Genomic DNA, 22,065 nt, shown 5'->3' on the forward strand with positions numbered 1-22,065 from the left:
CCGAGGGCTTATCCGAATGACCCATTATTTGTGGCCGGTGATCGTCGCCTCTTCCCTGGCCTTGTCAGCCTGCGGAACGGTGCCCAACGGCGAATCCAAAACACCGTCGTCGTCCCGTACTGGCCAGCTTGAACTGGCGCTGGCCAGCGGCACCTACCGCTGCGAGCAGAATGTGCGCATCCAGGTCCGGCGCGAACTTCTTGCCGGGGTGAATAGCCGGATCGATATCGACTGGAACGGCAACAGCCACCGCCTCGAGCGCGATCCCTCGTACTCCGGCCTGCCCCGTTTCGCCGACGCCGCCAGCGGCCTGGTGTGGATTGACTTGCCCTGGAAGAGCTTGTTGCTCGATGGAAAAACCAACAAGCCGCTGGTGAACGAGTGCCGACCGACATGAAGAAAGGGCCGGCGAATGCCGGCCCTTTCCGTTCTGCTTTTGCCTATCCGGAAAAGCCGCCGACCATCTTGGCCGGAGCAGCCTGACCGGCTGGTGCGAGGCGCTTACTTCGTGGCCGGCGCCGGGGTTGCGGCCGGCTTGGCTTCCGTCTTCACTTCAGCGGCGGCCTCGTGCTTTTCAGTTTTGTGGCTCTTTGCCTTGGCTTTCGCATGCTTCTCGACCGGCTTGGCGGCCTCGGCCTTCGGGGCTTCGCTCTTGGTCACTTCGCTCTTGGCCGGTTCGGCAGCCTTTGCCACTTCTACCTTTTTCTCGCTGGCGGCCGGGGCCGGTGCAGCCAGCTTGGCGGTCGGTGCGGCTTGCGGGGCCGGCGCTGCAATGCCCTGGGCGAAGGAGGCAGAAGCGAAACCGGCGGCAACGGTCAGAGCGACAATAATTTTGGAAACTTGCATTTTGAATCTCCTGAATGGGTAGGTTGTTTGTTCGGTCTTCGGTGCTGACAACTATTTGCAGCGCCTTGTAGCGAATAACGCAAGGGCTTACCCAGGGGATGTCAGTTCACATGTAATGCCGTGTATCGCTTGGTGACCGAATTGTTTCCAATTCTCGACATCAGGCTCGATGCCCGCCGGCAAAATCGCGGGCCGCATCGAGAAAGTCGAGCAGGATTGGATTGCAATCGAGCAGAAGCGGGCAGCGGGTTTGGTGAAACTCCGGGTGCCATTGCAGTCCGAGCACGTAGGAACTGCCCTCCAGCCGGATGGCCTCGATCACGCCGTCGCCGGCGCTTTGCGCCTCGATGCTCAGGCCTTTGCCGAGAACCCGGATTGCCTGGTGATGGACGGAAACCACCCGGCCGCCGCTCTGTTCCGGATAGAGCCTGGCCAAACGGCTGTCCTTGTTCCATTCGACGGCATGGGCAAACTTGTCAAAGGCGGCGTGAACATGCGGGCCCGGATGGTCGCACTGCGTTTCAATGTCCTGGTACAGGGAGCCGCCAAGCGCCACGTTAATTAGCTGGGCGCCGCGGCAGATGCCGAGGACCGGCTTGCCGATCGCCATGAACGCGTTGAGCAGCGCCATCTGGTAGGTGTCGTGCAGGTAATCGCCAGACCAGTCGGGGCGTCGTGGCTCCTCGCCGTAGCATTCCGGGCTGATGTCGGCGCCGCCCTGCAACACCAGACCATCCAGGTAGTCGGAATAATCGGAGAGACGAATACGGTCGCGGAAATCGCTGCCATCGACCCCGACCGACGGAATGATGAAAACCGTCGCCTGGTGTGACATCACCCAATGGGCCAGGGACTGTTCGAGGTATTGCAGCGATTTCGAATGCAGTCCGGTGGCGCCGGGCAGGGGGTGGTAAATGTTGGCCGACAGGCCAATGCGCAAGGGGCGAGGACTCATGGTGACTGTACGGTCTGATGCTGTTCAGTGGCAGAGGCCTGAATGGTAGCGTGAAAAGGAGAAAGCCCCGCTAGGGGGGAGCGGGGCTTTCAAGACGGCCGATTCAGGGAGGGGGAGAGGTGGCCGCCTAGGCTGTTGGGGTTCAGCGCATGAGTGCAAGATACGGCTAGCCGGCCGGTATCTCAAGTAACGGATTGCAACAGCGCGTATCCGTTTGTTCGTTGCCCGTTCGTTGTTATATGGCCGGCCAGTGACGGTTGGCGGCCCTGGCGTATTCACGGCGCTGGGTAGTGGCGGCGCTCGAGCCGATATCGCCGCGCCTGATAGATCTTGCGCGATGCGCCGTGGACCGGGTCGTCGGCCCATTGATGGAATTGGTCGTCGGAAAGCTCGGTCGGCAACTCATCATCCTCTATAGCCTGCGCCTTGCTCAGTTCTATCCGGTTGCGGCCCAGGGCCTTGGCCCGATGGAGGGCTTCGTCGGCACGTTGCAATACTTGATTGGACCGCGTGTCATCGGCCTGCATCACGGCAATGCCAATACTGACCGTCAGCGAAATGGGCCGTTGGTCGACCATGATCGATGTCTTGGCCACTTTTTGGCGCAGTCGCTCGGCGAAGGTCGCGGCGGCCGCGAGGTCTGCCTCCGGTAGCAAAATGGCGAACTCCTCGCCGCCCAGCCGCCCGGCGATATCGATCTGGCGCAACTCGCTGCCGAGCAGTCTTGAAAAGCTTCTGATTACCGCATCCCCAGCTTCCGGGCCGAATCTGTCGTTGATTTCCTTGAAGTGGTCGAGATCAAGCATCAGTACGCCAATCTCGCGGTCGATGCCGCGTTTCAGCCGGGAAAGCGCCTCTTCCTGACGAAGCAGGAAATAGCGCCGGTTGGCCAGTTCGCTCAGTGAGTCGGCGGTGGCCTGGCTGTGCAGTGGCTCTTCCTGTGCCTGGCGCTGGGTCACATTCTGTTCGGTGACATCCCGGGCATAACCGACGGTCGCGCGGCGCTTGTCATCGAGGGTGACGGCTGACCCGCAGGTAGCGAACCAAAGTTTTTTGCCGCCGCTTTCAAGCGGCGCAAGGGCGTCTATCCTTTTGCCACTCTTTCCGGCCAAGCGGTCATCCCGCCATGCCGGCTCGGCCCATTCAGCGCTGGCAACTTCGAGCATGGTCTTGCCAAGCAGGGCTTCCGTCGAAGGCCAGCCGAAATTGGCGGCGAATGGCTTGTTCACCGCCAGAAACCGACCTTGCTCATCGGTCAGCCAGGCCATGAACGGCGAATTGTCGAGCAGGGTGCGCTGATAACGTTCGCGCTTGCGCAGGTGCTTTTCGGCGATGGTTTCAAGCGATTGGTCAATGACTACCATTCGGCACTCGCGCCCGTTTTCGTCGGGCACTGCTTCTATCCTGACCTTGATTTCGGGGCGCTGAGCCGTTTTGACGAGGACCATTTCACACGTCTTTTTCTGGTTCGTGCTCAGCACTTCGTCGACAAACTCGGTGAAGGCAGGCTGGTAGGCAGGTTTCACGTGGGCCGGGAAGTGCTGCCGCTTTTGCTCGGAGCGCTTGATGCCAAGCAGGATGGCGCCGGCAAGATTCAGCTCGCGGATGCCCCCCGTCGGATCCAGGGTGAAATGGCTGACCGGTGCAAAGTCGTAGATGTCGGCGTATCGGCTGCGCTGTGCTTCGGCTTCGGCACAGGCGATTTGCAGGTCCCGGTTCTGCTTTTCCAGTTCAAGCTGATGAGCCTGAAGCTGACGCAGCAATTTGTCGGGCTCCGGAAGGGCTGACTGGCCAGACAAAGGGGAGTCGGCTTCGGTGCGTCCATCCTGGCCGGCCGGGAGCAGGCGGAACAACCGGGTATATTCCGAACGGACAATGCGGTAACACTCGCAAGCCCTGGCTTCCAGTCCCGGGCGATCGGTGATTGAGATATGGCCGCGTCGATACTGGATGAGCCCGGCCGCTTGCAATTTTACGGCGGCCTCGGTGACGGCCTCGCGCCGGACCCCCAACATGTTGGCAATCAGTTCCTGCGTCATATTGAGCTGATTGCCCGGCTGTTGGTCAAAGCTCACCAGTAGCCAGCGGCACAACTGTTGTTCCACGGTATGGTGTCGATTGCAGACGACGCTCTGCGCCATCTGGGTCATCAGAGCCTGGGCATAGTGCAGGCAGAGACGCTGCAAGTGGCTGCACTCAGCGAGTTCGCGCGTCATCAGCTCGGCCCGCAGCCGATAGGCCTGGCCGGCGCTCTGCACCACCATTTGGTGGGTTGTGCTGGTTCCGCCGAGGACCAGTGGGATACCGACCAGGCCGTCGTTGCCGGTCATGGCCAGCTCGGCGGTCGAGCCATCTTCCGTCGCAAAAATCAGGGAAACGATGCTGGTCGTCGGAAAGTAGACGAACTCCGGCGTATCACCGGCCTCGTAGAGAACCTGGCCTAGCGCGAGGTCGACCTGCTCCAGATTGTCGTCCAGCCGCTCGTATTCAGCCGTTGGCAGCGCAGCGAGAATGCGGTTCTGCCTGAGGGCATGTGGAAATGTGGATGACATGGCACTTCCTCATGGTGGGGGCTGGCGTCCGGCAGCTATTGGTACCGACAGTTGGCGATCAGATGTATCCGGATTGGTCGGCTTTTTGCACCCTGAGTTCAATTGTTTGACATTTTTTCGGTGGCTTGCCGACTATTGGTGGGACATGTTCGCGCTGTTCGTCCGGTCGGTGGTGGCATTGCAGCGTCCGAGCATCTTTTCCATGTCGGCGCGCGATTGGATGAGCATCTGGTCGGTGATCGAGGCGTAGCCGCGGTTGTGTATCAATCGACTCATCAGGTGATTGAACACGGCGCGCTCGATGCGCGACCAGGACCTGGCGCGCTCCGGCGGAAATACCGCACTGGCTCGCCGAACAAACTGATCGTGGGTTTCTTTTGAATGAATATTGCTTTTCTCGTCGAACATTCTTGATGTCTCCTCCAGATGGCTGGCCTTTGTATCGTCTGGCGGCCAGCCGGTTCTCGATTGATGCTTGATGTTCTCTATTGAGGTTGGGGCGCGCCGGTCCTGTTTTTGCCAAAAACCGGGTGCTTCTGGTCTGTGCCGCCAGTTTTTCCGCAAACCGCCAAAGCAACAATTTATTACCTTGGGTTAGGAAACCAGAGTCTAGCCAGTGGAAAAAAATGTCATATCAGTTGAACCTGCTTGCCATGTCGGGAATGAGATCAATCTGTGTAGGCATTGCCTGACAGGGCAGGGACATCTGACATTCGGGTGACGCTTGGCGTACTCCGCCGGCCGCAGCCAAACTTACGGCAAATCGTCAGGAATGCCTCGTCACGCGCCGGCATCCAGCTTCCAGGCGGCCTTTTCGGCGCCGGTCGCTATATTGAGCCGGCTCATGATCCGGTAAAGCGTTACCCGGGAAACGCCGAGCTGCTGGGCGGCCTTGGTGACGTTGTTGTCGTTGGAACGCAGGCTCGATTCGACGATGTCCCGCTCAAACGAGGCGCGGGCAGCCTCGAGGGTGACGCTGGGGGGATCCAGGGCGAGGGTTTCCAGTCCGAGGTCCGTGGCGCTGACCAGGCGGCTATCGCTCATGATGATCGCACGATGCACCCGGTTGATCAGTTCGCGCACATTGCCCGGCCAGTCGTAGGTGTTCATTGCCCGAATCGCCACGGAACTGAAGGCGCTGACCTGACATTTCGGGTTGCTGGCAGTGTAGTTCCTGAGCACGTTTTCGGCGAGCAGACGGACGTCGCCACGCCGCTCGCGCAACGGTGGCAATTGCAACTGGATGACATTGAGACGGTAGTAGAGGTCTTCGCGAAAGCGTCCGAGCCGGATGGCTTCCTGCAAATCGACGTGGGTCGCGGCAACCAGTCGAAAATCGACGGCAATGCTCTGACTTCCGCCGACCCGCGTGATGGTGCGCTCCTGCAAGACACGCAGCAGATTGGTCTGGAGGCTCAGCGGCAGATCGCCGATTTCGTCGAGAAACAGAACTCCACCGTCGGCCGCCTCGATTTTCCCTGTCGTGCGTTGCGTGGCGCCGGTGAAGGCACCTTTTTCATGGCCGAACAACTCGGACTGGATCAACTGGCTGGGGATGGCCCCGCAATTGACCACAACGAAGGGTTTTGCCGAACGGGCCGAATAATCGTGAATGGCGCGTGCCACCAGTTCCTTGCCGGTGCCCGATTCGCCATTGATGAGGACCGGCAAATCCGCGTCGAGTATTTTCTCCATCTGGCTGAAGAAACTGACCATCACCGGACTGGCGCCGCAGAGACCGAACCGGCCGGAGTTCTCGTTTCCTTCAGCGAGGGCGAGGCGCATACGGGCTTTGCCGCAGGCGTGGCCGATGCTCATCGCGAGGCGTCGCGGGTCGATGGGCAGCGTGTGATAGTCGTGAAAGGCATTCAGGATGAAGGCCTGAAATGCCTTGGAATTGAGGGCCTTGGTTGAAACGACGGCAATCCATTCAGTGGTCGGTGCGCAGGCAATCATTCGTTCGATTTCGTCCTGGTTGAGGACCGCTGGCGAATCGAAAACGACCAGGCCAACACTGCATGAATTTTCGGACAGGATTTTTTTTGCTGCCGCGACCGATGCAACGCAGTGGAATACCTGGTCTTCGGCACAGACCTGGCTCAACTCGTCGCATGAATTGCCATGCGGGTCGAGCGCGAGCACATTCCGTTGTTTCATTGCATTTCCCCGTCCTACCCGATGCCATTATTCTTGATCGTCATTGATCATCGATTCGCGATGATCCCCCGGCCGCACTCTCTGCAGTCGAATGTGCTATTTCCTTGCGGAAAATCCTAGCGGTTGCAGTCGCTAACGCTGTCAGCGATTGCCGGGCTGGCTGTAGGGATTGTCTGACATTCTGGCGCGATCAGGTCAGACAGCGGTCAGGCGTTCGAGGCGGGCTCGGCTAACCGGGCGAGGACGAATTGACCGGCCCCGGCTAAATGCTCTCTTGCAGATGATCCAGTTTGTGCTTGAGCACGTAACGGGTGATCTCGGTATTGTGTTTGAGTTCGAGCTTTTCGAGAACCCGGGTGCGGTAGGTGCTGATGGTCTTGGGGCTGAGGTGGAGATGTTCGGCAATATCGGTCAGCGGTACGCCGCGGCTGAGCATCATCATGACGTCGAATTCGCGGCGGGAAAGTCGCTCGTGTGGCAGTTTTCGACCGTTGGATAGCGATCCGCTCAACAGTTTTTCCGAAAGCTCCGGACTCAGGTAGCGGCCGCCGCCGCTGGCGCGGCGAATCGCCGCGAGCACCTCGTCGGGGGCGCTGTCTTTCGGCAGGTAGCCGGCCGACCCGGCATCGAGAGCGGCTATCGCGTACTCATCCTCGGAATACATGCTGAAGATCAGGACCGGCAGGTCCGGCTGATCGCGTTTGATGCGCTTGAGGACCTCGATGCCATCGAGATCCGGCAAACCAATGTCGAGCAGCAACAAGTCCCAGTGCTGGGCACGGGCCATGTCCAAGGCCTGTTGTCCGGTTCGCGCCTCGCCGGCGATTTCGAAACCGCCGACATCGGAGAGAAACTGCTTGAGTCCGCCACCGACCACGGCGTGATCATCGGCAATGAGGATCCTGATCATCTTGAGCCATCCCCCATCGCATTTTCAGAAAATTCCGGCGTGCCACTGGCGGGCGCACGTGACAATGTAATTATTTTGCCGAGATTGCGCAGGTCTGACAATCGCCGTTCCCGACGGATGGGGCCGAGCGGCACGCGCAGCGTCGCTACCGTTCCGACATCGATCAGGCTTTCGATGTTCAAACAGCCACCCAGCATTTCCAGTCGGCGCCGAATGTTCGACAGGCCTGTGCCATCGTGCCATTCCTCCGTGACAAAGCCGACACCGTGGTCGGCCACGACCACCTGCAGCATGTCGTCGTTTTCCCGGGTCAGGGTCAGGTCAACGCAGTCGCTGTTGGCATGTTTGACGACATTCAGCAGAAGTTCCCGAATGGCATTGAAACACAACAGGCGGACGGAAAGATCTGTCGGTTCGATGCCGGGAGCGCTCTTCAGGGAAATATCGAGGTCATAGGTCGTCTGCATCCAGTTGCGCAGGGATTCCAGCGCCGGACCCAGGCCGCGTTCCATGATCAGCGGCGGATTGAGCTGGGTACCGAGGTTGCGCGCCGCCTGGATAACCTCGGTGATCTGTTCCCGCACCGTGCCAACGATTTTCCACAGCTTTTCCGGCGGCGTCCGCTCGCTGAGCCCGCTCAGTTCGAAGCGCATGGCGACCAGCAGCGGCTGAACGTGATCGTGCAATAGTTCGTAAAGTCGATCGCGTTCGCGTTGTTCCGCCCGGGTCAGTTCGCCGGACAGTTCGCGCAGGTGGGCGGCCTGTTCGGTTGTGATCGTCGAAAGCTGTTCGTTGGCGGCTTTGATCTGGCATTCACCCAGCCGTTGTTCGGTGATGTCGAGGGCCATGCCGCCGACCAGAAGACGATCGTCGGCGAGGTGGATGGGGAATCTGATCTTGAGAAAATCGCCGGGCGAACCATCGGATTTCAGGCAGGACTCGATCAATTCGATCGGATGGTCGGTGGCGATGACGTCTCTGATGGCGCGTATGACGCTGTTTGCCTCATCCCTGGGAAATACGTCGGCGATCACCTTGCCGGTCAAATCCTCGACCGCGACATTGAACATCGTGTAGTAGCGCGGGTTGACGTACTGATAGCGGCCATCCGCATCGACGATCCACGATGCCACCGGACTATGGCTCATGAACGAGCTGAAACGATTGTCGCTTTCGAGCAGTGCCTCGCGTACCTGTTTGATATCGGTGATGTCCTGGGTGATGCCGAAGCCGCCGACCAGATTGCCTTCGGCATCCAGTTCCAGCTCGGCCTTTTCCTTTACCCAGCGCACGGCGTCTCCGACGACAAGTCGGTGGGTGATTTCGTAAGGCGTCGCGTTCGTGGCGGCATTGCGCAGGGCGGCTTGCCACTCGCGGTCGACCATCGCCCGGTCATCCGGATGGACGCAGGCAAGGAAGATTTCATAGTTCAGCGGCGTGCCTTCGGGAAGACCGAAAATCCGGTAGTTCTCTTTCGACCAGGACAATTCGTTGCGCCGTACATCGAGCCGCCAGCTGCCGATTCGCCCGACGGCCTGGGCCCGGTTCAGATCGTCTTCGCTGAGGCGCAGCGCCGATTCGATCTGTTTGGTCGGCGTGATGTCCTCGGTGGAAATGATCAGGCCGGCAATCTCGTCATGTTCGTCGCGCCACGGGATGACCGACCAGCGCAGCCAGCGTCGTTGTCCGTTGGCCTGAACCCACAGGTCCTCGTCGTTATGAGCGGGTATTCCAGCCAGCCCGTCGCGGTGAATCTGCCGCCAGCGCTCCGGTATGTCCGGATAAACCTCGTAATGGTTGCGCCCGCTCAGGTCGCTATGACTGCTGGCGTGATTGCTTGGCCAGCGTCGACTGTGGGCAATGTAGTTCATCTCGCGATCGAACATGGCAATGCTGATCGGGGCTTCCCTGATGAAAATTTCCAGTTGTCGCCGGCTTTTGACCAGGGCGTCCTCGACTTCGCGCCGTTTGGTGATATCTCGCAGGACTATGGTCGTAATCACTTCCCCGGCCACGGCGCTTTTCGAGATGGAGGCTTCCATCGGGAACTCGTTGCCATTCTTGTGAACGCCGATCAGTTCTGTCCGTGAAGCTGATCCACTCGCGGCGCCGGCGTGGCAGTCGGCGAAATGCTCCGCGTGCTTTTCCTGATAGAGGCACGGAATCAGCCGCTCCAGGCCGCTGCCGAGAACCTCGGCCTTGGTATAGCCAAAAAGTTGTTCGGCGGCCGGGTTGAAAATGATCACTCGCTGCGCGGCATTTACCGAAACGATCGCGTCCAGCGTCGAGTCGATAATTCCTGCCAGCCGAATACGGGTGTCGGCAAGCTCATCCTTGACCCCCTTGTGGTTGGCCGCTTCGTGCTCGAGCAGGTTGACCCGCCGGATGGTGCGTTTTTGGAAGAAGGCGACCGTGAACACAATGCCGAGCGACGAGATGACGAAGGGAACGGCGCTCCGAACGGTGCTCGAGAGATCCTTGAAGGTCCAGTACGGCGAATGAAAAATGAAGTCGGCGATCAGCGCATCGAGGGCAATGACCAGAATCCCCGGCCCGATGCCACAGAGGAATACGGTGATGGCGACACCGGGATAAAAAGCCAGGTAAGCCAACTCGTTGCTGATTGGCAGAAAGGCCATGCGGATCAGCAGCATCAGGGCCGATATGCCGATTGCCATGGTGTATCTCTCGACCGCCGGCCGATGCAGGCAGGAGAGGGCGTTTGCGTCAATCAAGCGAAACGGGCGGGGGGCGATCGCGGGCAAAGACGAGAGCTTTCGAGGAGGGATGTAAAAGGCGTAACAGCGGGTCACCCTACCAGAACGCGAAAACCTCCGGAATCAGGTTTCCCTTACATCGGCGTTGAGCTGCGTGGACCGCCGAATTGCCGGGTAAAGATCAATGATGCCAGTCGGTGGCACGGCAACGCTCGGGATGCAGCAGAACCCGGGTCGCGATATTCAAGGGAACTCCTTCGACGTCCATCGCCAACGCACCGGCCGACAGGCCATTCAACAACGCCACGGCCAGGCCTCGCTCGACCGCGGCGGCAAGATCTTTGTTGGCCCGCACGTGCATGTCTTGGTCGTTCGGATTGTCACTCATCGGTCTGCTCCTTTCTCTTCTGATATTTTCCAAAGCCGTTGTGCCGCAAGCGGCGGTTGTTCAGGCATCCATCGTCTTGTCCGGCCTTTGCTCCGGATTGATCCACCGACACCAGTAATTGACCCACGGTATTTCGCTCCAGCAGGCACAAAAATCGACCAGCGGCTGCTCGCTGGTTAGCCGACCCACGGTCGGCGACATTCGCCGGTCATAGGCTAGGCGCCTGGCCGGTGTCTTCAGCGTTTCATAGGCTTCGCCGATCTCCTTGAATTTCTCTTCGCCATCGGGAGCCCGTGAAACGTCCGGATGGTATTTGTGAGCGAGTTTTCGATAGGCATTCTTGATTCCGTCGGCATCGACGTCCTGGCTAACTCCCAGAATATGGTAGTAATTCTTCGTTTTCATCATGCCGCCTGAACAAATTTGACCTGCCGTTATATGACCCGCCAAAAGTCATTTGGTTCGGGGGCCATGCCCAAGTCCACCACTCGGTGTCTTGCTGGTGACGGTAGAGAGGCAATTGCTGGGCTGGCTTGAACACTATTCCAGACCACCGGTCTTTTCTGTGCGACAACGCACAGACTTTTACCGCAGGCCGGGGGCATGCTGTCAACGAAATTGCCGATCGACGAACACTGCGGTAATGCCGTATGGCGAGCCAACCGACTGGCTTGCGCGGTTTGCGGCTTGCCTCCCCGGTGAGCGCCTTTGAGGGAATAGCCATGAAACCGAAAATCCTGTTGCTGCCTGGTCTGCTCAACGATGCCAGTCTGTTTGCCGAGCAGATGATTGCCCTGTCCGTGCTGGGTTCGGTGCAGGTCGGTGACCTGACGCGTTCCGCGAGCATCGCCGAACTTGCCACCGACGTCCTGGCCGGGGCGCCCGAGGGTCGCCTGGTGCTGGTCGGCCTGTCGATGGGCGGCTATGTCGCTTTCGAAATCATGCGTACCGCGCCGCAGCGGGTCGCCGCCCTGGTGCTGATCGATACCACGGCGCGGCCCGATACGCCTGAAGCCAGCGCCCTGCGTGAGGAACTGATCAAGCTCGCCGAAACCGACCTCGATGCGGTTACCGAACGCTTGCTGCCGCGCCTTTCGCATCCCGATCTGATGAATCTGCCGGCGGTGCGCGGTGTCATTCAGTCGATGGCCAGTGGCCTCGGCAGGGAAGTCTTCACCCGCCAGCAGCAGGCCATCATGAGTCGGCCCGACAGTCGGCCGACGCTGGCCGGCATCACCTGTCCGACGCTGGTGCTCTGCGGCCGCGAAGATCAGATCACGCCGCCCGAAATGGCCGAGGAAATCGCGGCCGGGATCAAACAGGCCGAATTGAAGATCGTCGAGCACTGCGGCCACCTGTCGACGCTCGACCAGCCGGAGCAGGTCAGCAATCTGCTGCTCGACTGGATCAAGGGACTGAAGTAATGCGGCGTCCCGGATAAGCATTTCTGATTGAAGAGGCCCGGCAATGAAACGCACTGCATCAGCCGTCTGGAGCGGCCGACTGAAGGATGGCCAAGGCAAGATAACGACCCAGAGCACCATCCTGATCAACACGCCGTACGACTTCGGCACCTGTTTGGAAAACGAACCCGGTACCAATCCGGAAGAGTTGATCGCGGCCGCCCATGCCGTCTGCTACAACATGGCCCTTGCCGCACAGTTGGGCAAGTGGGGGCTGACGGCCGAGCACATCGAGACGAGCGCCGCGGTCACCCTGAACCGACTCAAGGACGGGTTCTCGATCACCGAGGTCCATCTCGATCTGGTGGCAAGCGTGCCGGGGGCGGATCGGACGACCTTCGCGGTGCTGGCCAACAAGGCCATGACGGATTGTCCGGTCTCCAAGCTGTTGAACACCAAGATCACGCTGGATGCCAGACTGGATACCTTGCGTCCCAAGGCGCAGCCGGCACCCCTGCTCTCGCCTTGAGACCGCGGTGCCGGGCATAACTCAGCCGAGCCGGATGCTTTCCCCGTAACCGGTCATCTCCAGGTAGCCGCGGCCGGCTTCACGGCCATCTTCCAGTAACCGGACAGCGCCCTCCCAGTAAATGGCGCCGGTCGACGGCCGGCTGTCCAGTTCCTGATCGTCGATCAGAGCCTGCAGCAGAAAATTCCGCCGGCCGACGCGAATCCGCCATTCCACCGGGTAAGTAATGGCGGTGCGCGGCGACTGCCAGTGGCGCACGGTTTCAAAGCTCACGGCTGGCGACGGGAATGTCTGCGTTGCGCCGCCGGCCGGGCGGAGACTGGCCGCCGACCACTGTGCTGATTGAGCCCGGTCGCGCAGCCGGAAGGCCATCAGCGCGCTACCGTCGGCCAGATTGATGCCGATCCAGTCCCAGCCTTGCGCACCCTCCGGCAGCAGGGCGCTCGACCATTCATGATCGAGCCAGGCGTGGCCGGTGGCGCGGCTGGTCCGTCCGGCCAGCGTGACCGTGCCGGCGACCTTGAGTTGCGGGCGGCTGTAGTAATAACTGGCGTGGCGCAGGTCGGCCGCCTTGCGGCTGAAACCGGCCTGACCGTTGAGCATCGGCGGACCGTTCGGGGCGAGAGTCAGGGCATAGGCAAAGTCGGTGCCCTGGACGGCAGCGCGATAGCCGTCGGCAGACTGCTCGAAATGCCAGTCGCCGACCCAGACATTGGTCCGGTCGGTGGCATAGCCGGCGCGGCCAAAGCCGACCCGGGCCGCGCGTTGATCATGGCGCAGGCGACCAAGCCCGGGATCGGCGATGGCGGCATGGGCGAGGATCAACTGACGGGGGGCGAAGGCACTGGCGCTGGTTTCGTCGATGCCGGTGCGCACCCGGAAGAAGGTCGTTTGAAAGCCGAGCGGGCTGCCGTCCGGCAAGCTCAGCCAGCCGGTGGCATACCACCACTCGGTACGAAAATCCGGATGGGCGCCGTGATCGGCCGGGAAGACAAGCGGCCGGCCGGGGCGGACCGGCGCGAACTCGACAGCCGCGGCCGGGGTTGCCAGCGCGGCTAGCGCCAGAAGGAAGTCACGCCGTTGCATCACCAATCCTCACGCACTGCCAGCACGGCATCCTGGCGCATCGCCTGCCGTCCGGCGAGGACCGCCGCCAGCGCGGCCAGGGCGATCAGCCCGCTGGCGAAGACGGCCAGCGAGCCCCAGGGAACGTGCAGATCCATGCTCCAGTGGAAGCTCTGCCGATTGATCACTTCGATCAGCACCAGGCCGATCGCCCCACCCGCCAGCAGCCCGGCGATGACGCCGACGCCGGCCGCCAGGGCGCCTTCCTGGGCGAGCATCCAGCCGATCTGGCGGCGGCTCAGGCCAAGATGGCGGAGCATGCCGAACTCGCGCCGGCGGGCTGCCGCCAGCGCGGCGAAACTGGCGGCGACCCCGGCCAGGCCGATGGCGACGGCGACCGCTTCGAGCAAGTAGGTGACGGCGAAGGTGCGGTCGAAAATGCCCAGGCTGATCGCCCGGATCTCGCCCGGCCGGGCGACTTCCAGCCCGCCGGGGCCAGCCATTGCGGTCAGCGCGGCGGCCACCTGGCCGGCATTGGCCCCCGGCGCGAGGTAAATCGCCGCATCGTTGATCAGCCGGTCGCCGCTCAGGCGCTGGTAATCGGCCAGATCGATCATGATCGCCCCGGTCTGCCGCGCATAGTCGCGCCAGACGCCCGCCACATGCAGCTTCTCCAGGCGTCCGGCGAGCGGCAGCGCGACCTGCTGCCCGACGCGCCAGCCGTAAATGTCCTGCATCGCTTCGGAAATCCAGATCGCCGGGCCACCATCGGGCCGGCTGGCGCCGACCAGCGGCAGGTCCTTGCCGTCGCGCGACAGCGGCCGGGCGATCAAGGCGACCGGCGCTTGCCCGTCGGCCAACCGCAGGCTGTCGTGGCGCGTGAAGTTGCTGCGCTCGATGCCCTTCACCGCTCGAATGCCGGCTTGCAGGGGGTCGTCGAGATAGCTGCTGCCTTGGGCCTTGCCGGCCCGCAGATAGAGATCGGCCGGCAGAATCTGGTTCAACCACTGATCGACCGAATCGCGGAACGAAGCGACCATGATGGCCATCGCCGCCGCCAGGGCGACGCTGGTCAGTACGCCGGCCGCGGCGACCACCGCATGGCCGGGCGCCGCGCCGAGGCGAGCCGCCGCCAGCCGGGCCGATACCGGGCCGCGCGCCGGCAGCAGTCGGGCGATCCCGGCGGCCAGGCGCGGCAACAACATGACGCTGCCGGCCAGCAGGCAGGCGACCGCCAGATAGCCGCCGACCGGCAGCCCGGCGAGCGGCGGAATGGCGCAGGCGGCCAGGCTGGCGCCGAGCAGGCCGAGGCCCAGCCATGGATGCCCGTGGCCGCCGGGCAGGGCCCCCTCATCGCCAGCTTTCAGCGCCTGGGCCGGTGCTACCGTCGCTGCTTCGCGGGCCGGCAACCAGGCGCCAGCAATGCCGGCCAGCAGGCCCAGAGCGACATAGGCCGCAGTGATGTCCGGCTGAAATTGCAGGGTCGGCGTCAGCCCGGAAAAATAGCCGGCTCCGAGATCGCCGCCGAGCGCGGCCAGTGCCGCCCAGGCCAGCCCGTGCCCGAGGATGACGCCGAGCACCCCGCCGATCAGCCCGACCACAGCCCCTTCGCCGAGCAGCCAGGCGAACAGGCTGCGCCGTGCCAGGCCAAGGGCACGCAGAAAGGCGAACTCGGTTCGCCGCCGGACGACGGACAGGGCTTGGGCAGAGAACACGAGAAAGCCGCCGGTCAGCAGCGCAATTGTCGCCAGCAGCGTCAGATTGACCCGGTAGGCCCGCGACAGATTGCCGGCCTGGTCGGCCGCGGCCTGTGGCGCTTCAATCAGCACGCCGGGCGGTAGCAGGGGTTGCAGGGCTCGGCGGGCCGCATCGGGCGTAACCCCGTCGGCCAGCCGGAGATCGAGGCGGCTGATCCGCCCAAGCATGGCGAAGTGGGTCTGTACGGCAGCGATATCCATCACCGCCAGCCGGCGGTTCTCGGCGGCGCCCGGAATGTCGCCGGCAATCCGGAAGCTGGTGCGCTGCGTCCCGGTCTGCAACGCGATGTGCTCGCCGGGCTGGAAACCGAGTGCGGTTTGCGTATCGCGGCTGAGAAAGATGGCGTCCTCGGCCAGCGTCGCCAGACGATCGGCCGGCTCGTTGGGCCGTGGCAACAGGGCCGGCGTCACCCGGGCCAGCGCGAAGACATCGATTCCGAGCAATTGCAGGGTTTCTTCGCTTGCCGCCCGTTTGACTTCCAGTTCGATGACCGGGCTCGCCTCGGCGACCTCGGGTCGGCTGGCGAGCACGGCATAGAGATTTTCGTCAAAGCCGCGCCGTGGCCCGACGATCTGCAGGTCGGCCTGACCGGCCAGCGTGCGCAGGCCGCGGCCGAATTCGCTCAGGGCCGCCTGATGGACGGCCTGGACCGCCATGCCGAGGGCCACCCCGAGAACGATGGCGAGCAGCGAGAACAGCGTCGCCATCCGGCGCCGGGCCAGCGAACCGAGAAAGACCGGCGCTAGTCTCATGCTTCCAGGCCGTTTGCTGTCAGGTGCAGTACGCGATCTGCGGTGGCCGCGGCGGCCGGCGAATGGGTCACCAGAATGCCGATGGCGCCGGACTGACGGATGCGCTCGGCAAGCAGGGCCAGCACCTTGGCGCCGTTCGCCGGATCGAGGTTGCCGGTCGGCTCGTCGGCCAGCAGCAGGCGCGGCCGGTGCACCAGCGCCCGGGCAATGGCGACCCGCTGCATCTCCCCGCCGGACAGCTCGCGCGGCCAACTGGCGGCGCGTTCGCCGAGGCCGACCGCTTCGAGCAGCGCTTGCGCCGGTGCGTCGGCCGCGGCACCGGCAAGACCCTGGAGCCAGAGCGGCAGCGCCACATTCTGGCGGACGGTCAGATGTGGCAGCACGTGAAAGGCCTGGAAGACGAAGCCGAGCTTGTCGCGGCGCAGACGGGTCAGGCTGTCCTCATCCTGTCGGGAATAATCGACCTCGTCGAGGACGAGCCGGCCGGCATCGGGCCGATCCAGTCCGGCAATCAGGTTGAGCAGCGTGGACTTGCCGACCCCCGACTCGCCGACGATGGCGACATACTCGCCGGGCTGCAAACGCAGCGATACGGCACGCAGCACGCTGCGGCCATTGAAGTTGCGGGCCAGACCGGCGATTTCAAGCATTGCTGTCCCTGCGCACCACGGCTTTATCCGCCATTCGACCACCTCCGGAAAATGCCTGGGTAGCATAGGGGATTTGCCCGTCCGATGGTGGCAAGGCATGCCAGAAGCTGGCAAAGGAACGCGGCTGGGAGGCCTTCTATCCCGGCAGTAAAGAAGATTGACCAAATCGTGCCGGAGTCGATGGAAAGTCATTTTCCCGAATTGAATGCAAAAAAAGCCCGGCAAAGCATCTGCCGGGCTTTTTTGCATCAGGCGCTGCCGCCTGCTGCGTTGGTCCGTACTTAAACAGCCACGACCGAACCGGCCTTGCGACGGCGGCTACCGGCAAGACCCAGCAGGCTGATGCCGAGCAGGGCCACCGTGCCCGGTTCCGGAACGTTAATGACAGCCGAACCGTCTTGGTCGGTCGTTACGTTCTGGACGCAGAGCGGTAGTATTGCACCGGTTTCAGCATTGATGCCGCAAGTCGTACCGTAACCGGCGTAGAGCGGACTGAAGGGGGGCGTGACATTGTCGACATCGACGTCCAGCTCGGCAACGGCGTCCAGGTCGCCAAGGTCGGTCCCGCCAACGGTCCAAACGCCAGGATCGGTGATGCCCAAGGCGTCAAACTTGAGGACCAATCCACAACTGCCTTCGGCCAGGCCGGGGCCGGTCAGGACGCACTGGCTACCGTTCGCGCTGGGAATGGTCAGGTTAGCGATGGCCACACCGCCAGCGGACGAGCTGTTGACGATTTCATCGTAATAAATTGTGGCACTGCCCGAATTGAATGTCGCTACGGCATTGCTGCCGACAATGCCCGCGGTGCCGACGAAGTTGAAATGGACGATCAGCTCGTAGAGATTGTTTACGCCCGTGGTGCCGACCGGGATGTTGGCATTATTCAACTGGAAGTTGACGATGCTGGTAATGCCGATCTCGGCAAAGTCATCGGCGCCACCGATGACGCCATCGTTATTGCTGTCGGTCAGGGTAATCGACGGCGTGCCGATAGCCGTGAAGGTCATTTCATTGGTCAAAAAACTGAAATTGGTGGTCGAGCCGGCAATCGCTCCAGTATCAAACTGGAACGTCGTCGCCGCCTGGGCCGCACCCTGCACAGCGATGGTGGTGGCAAAAGCCGCCAACAGCTGCTTGACGATTGTTTTGGTTCGCATTTTCATCACGCTACTCCTTGATTAACTGAATTCATTTGGATCAAAGGCCGGAACACCTGGCGTTTTGTTGGTGTCGGGATGATCCCCAACGGGTCGAGAAAGTCTGTTACTTACCATCTCCCTTTGGTTCAGGAAATGGCAATAAGGCACGGACAGCTTCTTGGTATGTTTTGTCTGTCAGGAATAAAGATTTTGGTCCTCTCGTTATCTCGGCCTCCTTTCCTAATGGGGTCTGCCCGGTTGTCTTGACGGCTGTCCCGGCCTTTAATGCAGGTTGTGTGCCACACTTTTCCCTAGTCATAAAAATCAATAAATATCAGTTGGTTAGGTGCATTTTTCTTATGTCGCTCAGGGCGCCGGATATTCGGCAAGAATAAATCTGTATCAGAGGTGAAACGATCGATCGTGACTGCGGAAGGCAGATCAGAAATTCATCGCCGGTTCCCGGGGTGACAGCGCCAGTCCGGTCCGTGCCAGATTTCCAGAAGGCCCATTTCATGCGGGTTGGCGGCGATGTTGCAGGTCGGCAGGCGGGATTTTTTCAGGTGTAAAATTTTCCGACACTTGGTCTTATCGGGGGTGATAGGCGCGGCAGGCGGTGCTCTGCTTCGATTTATCGCTAGCCGGAACAATGGTGTCGTCAGCCGGTCCTACGTAAGACCCCGGAAGGAGGCGACTGATGGCCACCGAAACGACGAAACTCGACGAACTGATCAGCGGCGATTATCCGCATGGTTTTTTCACCGCTCTGGAGACGGACAGCCTGCCGGTCGGGCTGGATGAAGCGGTCATCCGGCTGATCTCGGCCAAGAAGGACGAGCCGGCGTTCATGCTCGAATGGCGGCTGCAGGCCTATCGCCACTGGCTGACGATGAGTGAGCCGCAATGGTCCACCATTCATCATCCGCCGATCGATTATCAGGGCATCAGCTATTACTCGGCGCCCAGTTCCGGCAAGGATGGCCCGCGCAGTCTGGCCGACGTCGATCCCGAATTGCTGCGGACCTACGAAAAACTCGGCGTGCCGCTGCAGGAGCGGGCGATTCTCGCCGGGGTCGCGGTGGATGCGGTGTTCGACAGCATTTCCGTGGCGACCACCTTCAAGGAGCAGTTGGCCGGACTCGGCATCATTTTCTGTTCCTTCTCCGATGCCGTCCGCGAACATCCCGATCTGGTCCGCCAATATCTCGGCTCGGTCGTGCCCTACACCGACAACTATTTCGCCGCGCTCAATTCGGCGGTGTTTTCCGACGGTTCCTTCTGCTACATCCCGCCCGGCGTGCATTGCCCGATGGAGCTATCGACCTATTTCCGCATCAACGCCATCAACACCGGGCAGTTCGAGCGCACGCTGATTATTGCCGACCGAGGCAGCGAAGTCAGTTATCTCGAAGGCTGCACCGCGCCGATGCGCGATGAAAATCAGTTGCATGCGGCGGTCGTCGAACTGATCGCGCTGGAAGGCGCCGAAATCCGCTATGCGACGGTGCAGAACTGGTACCCCGGCGACAAGCAGGGCAAAGGTGGCATCTACAACTTCGTCACCAAGCGCGGCGAATGCCGCGAGGCGAACTCACGGATTTCCTGGACCCAGGTCGAAACCGGCTCGGCGATCACCTGGAAGTACCCGAGCGTGATCCTGCGCGGCGACAACTCGCAGGGCGAATTCCATTCGGTGGCGCTGACCAACCATTACCAGCAGGCCGATACCGGGACCAAGATGATCCATCTCGGCAAGAACACGCGCAGCAACATCCTCTCGAAAGGCATCTCGGCCGGCCATGGCCAGAATGCCTACCGCGGCCTGGTACGCATGGCGAAAAGCGCCGTCGGCGCGCGCAACTACAGCCAGTGCGACTCGCTGCTGCTAGGCGACAAATGCGCCGCCCACACTTTCCCGTACATCGAGGTCAAGCACCCCTCGGCGCAGGTCGAACACGAAGCCACTACCTCGCGGATCGGCGAAGAGCAGCTTTTCTACTGCCAGAGCCGCGGCCTGTCGCCAGAGGATGCGGTGTCGATCATCGTCAATGGCTTCTGCAAGGAAGTTTTCCAGAAACTCCCGATGGAATTCGCCGTCGAAGCGCAAAAGCTGTTGGGCGTCAGTCTGGAAGGCAGCATCGGTTAAAGGAGAACAGGCATCATGCTGGACATCCGCAACTTGCACGTCAGTGTCGATGGCAAGCCCATTCTCAAGGGCCTCGAACTCAGCATCAAGGCCGGCGAAGTGCATGCCGTGATGGGCCCCAACGGCTCCGGGAAAAGTACGCTGGCCCACGTTCTGGCCGGCCGCGAGGGCTATCAGGTGAGTGCCGGCGAAGTCATCTATCAAGGCCGCAACCTGCTTGAACTGGCGCCGGAGGAGAGGGCCAGGGAGGGGATCTTTCTCGCTTTCCAGTATCCGGTCGAAATCCCCGGCGTCGCCAATGTCTATTTTCTCAAGGCGGCGCTCAATGCCATGCGGCGGCACCGGGGCCAGCCGGAACTCGACGCCATCGATTTCCTGACGCTGATCCGGGCCAAACTGAAACTCCTCGAGATGGATGAAAAGCTGCTCTATCGCCCGGTTAACGAAGGCTTTTCCGGCGGCGAAAAGAAGCGCAACGAAATCCTCCAGATGACGCTGCTCGAACCGACGCTGGCCCTGCTCGACGAAAGCGATTCGGGCCTCGATATCGACGCCCTCAAGGTCGTCGCCTGCGGCATCAACAACTGGCGGAGCGCGCAGCGGGCGGCGCTGCTGGTGACCCATTACCAGCGCCTGCTCGACTACGTGAAGCCGGACCGGGTGCATGTTCTGGCCGATGGGCGGATTGCCCGCTCCGGCGGCCCGGAGCTGGCGACGGAACTCGAACGCACCGGCTACGGCCGGCCGGCCGACCTGCCGGAGCGGGGGGCGGTACGGCCATGAACGCCCCGTTGTCGGTTGCCGCCGATCGTTATCTCGACGCCTACAGCCGCGTCGCCGGCATCTTGCCCGGCCACGGGGCCAGTTGGCTGGACCGGACCCGCCAGTCGGCAATCGAGCGCTTTGCCCGGCGCGGCTTTCCGACGCGGCGCGACGAAGACTGGAAATACACCAGTGTGGCGGCTATCGAAAAAGGCGAGTTCGACTTGTTGCCGCCCCCCATCGGCACCAGCCTGGCCGCCCAGGTGAGCCGCCTGGCACTGCCCGGCAGTCACTTGCTGGTTTTCGTCAATGGCCGCCTGGAGACCGGCTTGAGCCACCTCGGCCGGCTGCCGGCGGGCATCGTGCTGGGCAGCCTGGCCTACAGCCTTGACCAGCATCCTGGCGAACTGGAAAAAGAGCTGCCCGCCAGCGACGGCGCGTCCGCCTTCAGCGACCTGAATCTCGCCTTGATGGCCGACGGCGCCTATATTCGTCTGCCGCCCGGGGCGCACGTCAAGGGGCCGATCCAGTTGCTCTTCCTGACCAGCGAGGCCAATCTCGCCATCCACTTGCGCAATTTGGTGCTGGCCGGGGCCGGCAGTTCAGCCAGCATCATCGAGCACCATGTCGCGATCGGCGCGCCGAGCTATTTCACCAATACGGTGACCGACATCGTCTTGGCACCGGGCGCCAGCATCGAACACTACAAGCTGCAGCAGGAAAGCCCGGCGGCGTTCCACATTGCCGCCGTCAATGTCACCCAGGAGGCCGACAGCCGCTTCGTCTCCGGCTCCTTTTCCCTTGGCGCGCAACTGGCCCGCGTCGACATCACGGTCGGGCTGCAGGGCGCGGGTGCCGCCTGCGATCTGGACGGCCTTTATGTGGTCGATGGCCCGCAGCATGTCGATCATCATACCTGCATCGATCACCGGCAACCCGGCTGCACCAGCCGGGAGTTCTACAAGGGTGTGCTCAACGGGGCGGCGCACGGCGTTTTCAACGGTCGCGTCGTGGTTTATCGCGACGCCCAGGGCAGCGATGCCGTGCAATCGAACCGCAATCTGTTGCTGTCGGACAACGCCGAGATCGATACCAAGCCGCAACTGGAAATCTGGGCCGACGATGTCAAATGCAGCCATGGCGCGACGGTTGGCCAGCTCGACCCGGCCCAGATCTTCTACCTGCGCTCCCGCGGCATCGGCGAAGCCGCCGCCAGGGCGCTGCTCAGCCGGGCCTTTGCCATGGAAGTGATTGACCGCGTCCGCATCCTGCCGCTGCAGGAAAGGCTGGACGACCTGCTGCAGCACAAGCTGCCGCGCTCGTGAAGGAAAAC

Annotated in this window: 19 protein-coding genes; 6 read left to right on the forward strand and 13 right to left on the reverse strand. The window is 61.8% G+C overall.

The genetic code is table 11. The annotated features are described in order from the left end of the window. Window positions 1–16 precede the first annotated feature (16 nt). Complete coding sequence (locus tag ACLIKD_RS02570; protein WP_226472535.1) at window positions 17–397, forward strand: hypothetical protein; 381 nt, start codon at window positions 17–19, stop codon at window positions 395–397. Between the two features lie 104 nt (window positions 398–501). On the opposite strand, the gene ACLIKD_RS02575 is transcribed toward ACLIKD_RS02570, so the two are convergent. The 9 genes from ACLIKD_RS02575 to ACLIKD_RS02615 all read right to left on the reverse strand — a co-directional run bounded on the left by ACLIKD_RS02575 (window position 502) and on the right by ACLIKD_RS02615 (window position 10,930). Beyond that, window positions 502–846: an amine oxidase gene (locus ACLIKD_RS02575; protein WP_428827045.1), complete on the reverse strand. Its 345-nt coding sequence runs from the start codon at window positions 844–846 to the stop codon at window positions 502–504. A gap of 160 nt (window positions 847–1,006) precedes the next feature. Further along, entirely contained in the window at window positions 1,007–1,801 is a 795-nt protein-coding gene (locus ACLIKD_RS02580) for a gamma-glutamyl-gamma-aminobutyrate hydrolase family protein (protein ID WP_428827046.1), read from the reverse strand. A gap of 275 nt (window positions 1,802–2,076) precedes the next feature. Further along, window positions 2,077–4,353 carry a diguanylate cyclase gene (locus tag ACLIKD_RS02585; RefSeq protein ID WP_428827047.1) on the reverse strand — a complete coding sequence of 759 codons (2,277 nt, stop codon included), beginning with the start codon at window positions 4,351–4,353 and terminating at the stop codon, window positions 2,077–2,079. A 132-nt stretch (window positions 4,354–4,485) separates the two neighbouring features. Beyond that, window positions 4,486–4,761: a hypothetical protein gene (locus ACLIKD_RS02590; protein WP_428827048.1), complete on the reverse strand. Its 276-nt coding sequence runs from the start codon at window positions 4,759–4,761 to the stop codon at window positions 4,486–4,488. A 372-nt stretch (window positions 4,762–5,133) separates the two neighbouring features. Then, complete coding sequence (locus ACLIKD_RS02595) at window positions 5,134–6,510, reverse strand: sigma 54-interacting transcriptional regulator (RefSeq protein ID WP_428827049.1); 1,377 nt, start codon at window positions 6,508–6,510, stop codon at window positions 5,134–5,136. A gap of 262 nt (window positions 6,511–6,772) precedes the next feature. Beyond that, window positions 6,773–7,420: a response regulator gene (locus tag ACLIKD_RS02600; RefSeq protein ID WP_428827050.1), complete on the reverse strand. Its 648-nt coding sequence runs from the start codon at window positions 7,418–7,420 to the stop codon at window positions 6,773–6,775. Then, a complete protein-coding gene (locus ACLIKD_RS02605; RefSeq protein ID WP_428827051.1) occupies window positions 7,417–10,098 on the reverse strand; it encodes a PAS domain S-box protein in 2,682 nt (893 codons plus the stop codon). The genes ACLIKD_RS02600 and ACLIKD_RS02605 overlap by 4 nt, the downstream gene beginning before the upstream one ends. A 220-nt stretch (window positions 10,099–10,318) precedes the next feature. After that, window positions 10,319–10,525, reverse strand: coding sequence for a hypothetical protein (locus tag ACLIKD_RS02610; RefSeq protein ID WP_428827052.1), 207 nt, complete (start codon window positions 10,523–10,525; stop codon window positions 10,319–10,321). Window positions 10,526–10,585: 60 nt separating this feature from the next. Beyond that, a complete protein-coding gene (locus ACLIKD_RS02615) occupies window positions 10,586–10,930 on the reverse strand; it encodes a DnaJ domain-containing protein (protein WP_428827053.1) in 345 nt (114 codons plus the stop codon). 317 nt (window positions 10,931–11,247) lie between these two features. Between ACLIKD_RS02615 and ACLIKD_RS02620 the strand changes: the two genes are divergently transcribed. Continuing rightward, entirely contained in the window at window positions 11,248–11,949 is a 702-nt protein-coding gene (locus tag ACLIKD_RS02620) for an alpha/beta fold hydrolase (protein ID WP_428827054.1), read from the forward strand. Between the two features lie 43 nt (window positions 11,950–11,992). Then, window positions 11,993–12,457, forward strand: coding sequence for an OsmC family protein (locus ACLIKD_RS02625; RefSeq protein ID WP_428827055.1), 465 nt, complete (start codon window positions 11,993–11,995; stop codon window positions 12,455–12,457). A 21-nt stretch (window positions 12,458–12,478) separates the two neighbouring features. Here the strand turns inward: ACLIKD_RS02625 and ACLIKD_RS02630 are convergent, their stop codons facing one another. From ACLIKD_RS02630 to pepA, 4 genes are all read right to left on the reverse strand, one after another. Beyond that, the gene (locus tag ACLIKD_RS02630) at window positions 12,479–13,543 is read right to left on the reverse strand and encodes a lipocalin-like domain-containing protein (protein WP_428827056.1); all 1,065 of its coding nucleotides are present in this window, start codon (window positions 13,541–13,543) and stop codon (window positions 12,479–12,481) included. Next, a complete protein-coding gene (locus tag ACLIKD_RS02635; RefSeq protein ID WP_428827057.1) occupies window positions 13,543–16,032 on the reverse strand; it encodes an ABC transporter permease in 2,490 nt (829 codons plus the stop codon). Before ACLIKD_RS02635 ends, ACLIKD_RS02630 begins: the two co-directional genes overlap by 1 nt. Beyond that, on the reverse strand, window positions 16,029–16,682 hold the full coding sequence (locus ACLIKD_RS02640; RefSeq protein ID WP_428827058.1) for an ABC transporter ATP-binding protein: 654 nt from the start codon (window positions 16,680–16,682) through the stop codon (window positions 16,029–16,031). The genes ACLIKD_RS02635 and ACLIKD_RS02640 overlap by 4 nt, the downstream gene beginning before the upstream one ends. 281 nt (window positions 16,683–16,963) lie before the next feature. Then, the gene (gene pepA, locus ACLIKD_RS02645; protein ID WP_428827059.1) at window positions 16,964–17,848 is read right to left on the reverse strand and encodes a flocculation-associated PEP-CTERM protein PepA; all 885 of its coding nucleotides are present in this window, start codon (window positions 17,846–17,848) and stop codon (window positions 16,964–16,966) included. A 673-nt stretch (window positions 17,849–18,521) separates the two neighbouring features. Here pepA and sufB point away from each other — a divergent pair. The 3 genes from sufB to sufD are packed head-to-tail and all read left to right on the forward strand — an operon-like array spanning window position 18,522 to window position 22,057. Beyond that, window positions 18,522–19,970 carry a Fe-S cluster assembly protein SufB gene (gene sufB / locus ACLIKD_RS02650; protein ID WP_428827060.1) on the forward strand — a complete coding sequence of 483 codons (1,449 nt, stop codon included), beginning with the start codon at window positions 18,522–18,524 and terminating at the stop codon, window positions 19,968–19,970. A gap of 15 nt (window positions 19,971–19,985) precedes the next feature. Beyond that, window positions 19,986–20,753, forward strand: a complete 768-nt coding sequence (gene sufC, locus ACLIKD_RS02655; protein WP_428827061.1) for a Fe-S cluster assembly ATPase SufC — start codon at window positions 19,986–19,988, stop codon at window positions 20,751–20,753. Beyond that, window positions 20,750–22,057 (forward strand): Fe-S cluster assembly protein SufD, encoded by a 1,308-nt coding sequence (gene sufD, locus ACLIKD_RS02660; protein ID WP_428827062.1) that lies wholly within the window; start codon window positions 20,750–20,752, stop codon window positions 22,055–22,057. Before sufC ends, sufD begins: the two co-directional genes overlap by 4 nt. The last annotated feature ends 8 nt before the right edge of the window (window positions 22,058–22,065 follow it).

The organism is Azonexus sp. IMCC34842 (genome assembly GCF_050368855.1).
GTDB classification, from domain to species: Bacteria; Pseudomonadota; Gammaproteobacteria; order Burkholderiales; family Rhodocyclaceae; genus Azonexus; species Azonexus denitrificans_A.

Bases quoted from the DNA above. Each gene is read 5' to 3' on its own strand.
- ACLIKD_RS02580 (WP_428827046.1), bottom strand. From the start codon at position 1,801: ATGAGTCCTCGCCCCTTGCGCATTGGCCTGTCGGCCAACATTTACCAC.
- sufD (WP_428827062.1), top strand. From the start codon at position 20,750: ATGAACGCCCCGTTGTCGGTTGCCGCCGATCGTTATCTCGACGCCTAC.
- ACLIKD_RS02605 (WP_428827051.1), bottom strand. From the start codon at position 10,098: ATGGCAATCGGCATATCGGCCCTGATGCTGCTGATCCGCATGGCCTTT.
- ACLIKD_RS02620 (WP_428827054.1), top strand. From the start codon at position 11,248: ATGAAACCGAAAATCCTGTTGCTGCCTGGTCTGCTCAACGATGCCAGT.
- ACLIKD_RS02575 (WP_428827045.1), bottom strand. From the start codon at position 846: ATGCAAGTTTCCAAAATTATTGTCGCTCTGACCGTTGCCGCCGGTTTC.
- ACLIKD_RS02630 (WP_428827056.1), bottom strand. From the start codon at position 13,543: ATGCAACGGCGTGACTTCCTTCTGGCGCTAGCCGCGCTGGCAACCCCG.
- ACLIKD_RS02600 (WP_428827050.1), bottom strand. From the start codon at position 7,420: ATGATCAGGATCCTCATTGCCGATGATCACGCCGTGGTCGGTGGCGGA.
- sufC (WP_428827061.1), top strand. From the start codon at position 19,986: ATGCTGGACATCCGCAACTTGCACGTCAGTGTCGATGGCAAGCCCATT.
- sufB (WP_428827060.1), top strand. From the start codon at position 18,522: ATGGCCACCGAAACGACGAAACTCGACGAACTGATCAGCGGCGATTAT.
- ACLIKD_RS02615 (WP_428827053.1), bottom strand. From the start codon at position 10,930: ATGAAAACGAAGAATTACTACCATATTCTGGGAGTTAGCCAGGACGTC.
- ACLIKD_RS02635 (WP_428827057.1), bottom strand. From the start codon at position 16,032: ATGAGACTAGCGCCGGTCTTTCTCGGTTCGCTGGCCCGGCGCCGGATG.
- ACLIKD_RS02590 (WP_428827048.1), bottom strand. From the start codon at position 4,761: ATGTTCGACGAGAAAAGCAATATTCATTCAAAAGAAACCCACGATCAG.
- ACLIKD_RS02640 (WP_428827058.1), bottom strand. From the start codon at position 16,682: ATGCTTGAAATCGCCGGTCTGGCCCGCAACTTCAATGGCCGCAGCGTG.
- ACLIKD_RS02625 (WP_428827055.1), top strand. From the start codon at position 11,993: ATGAAACGCACTGCATCAGCCGTCTGGAGCGGCCGACTGAAGGATGGC.
- pepA (WP_428827059.1), bottom strand. From the start codon at position 17,848: ATGAAAATGCGAACCAAAACAATCGTCAAGCAGCTGTTGGCGGCTTTT.
- ACLIKD_RS02610 (WP_428827052.1), bottom strand. From the start codon at position 10,525: ATGAGTGACAATCCGAACGACCAAGACATGCACGTGCGGGCCAACAAA.
- ACLIKD_RS02570 (WP_226472535.1), top strand. From the start codon at position 17: ATGACCCATTATTTGTGGCCGGTGATCGTCGCCTCTTCCCTGGCCTTG.
- ACLIKD_RS02585 (WP_428827047.1), bottom strand. From the start codon at position 4,353: ATGTCATCCACATTTCCACATGCCCTCAGGCAGAACCGCATTCTCGCT.
- ACLIKD_RS02595 (WP_428827049.1), bottom strand. From the start codon at position 6,510: ATGAAACAACGGAATGTGCTCGCGCTCGACCCGCATGGCAATTCATGC.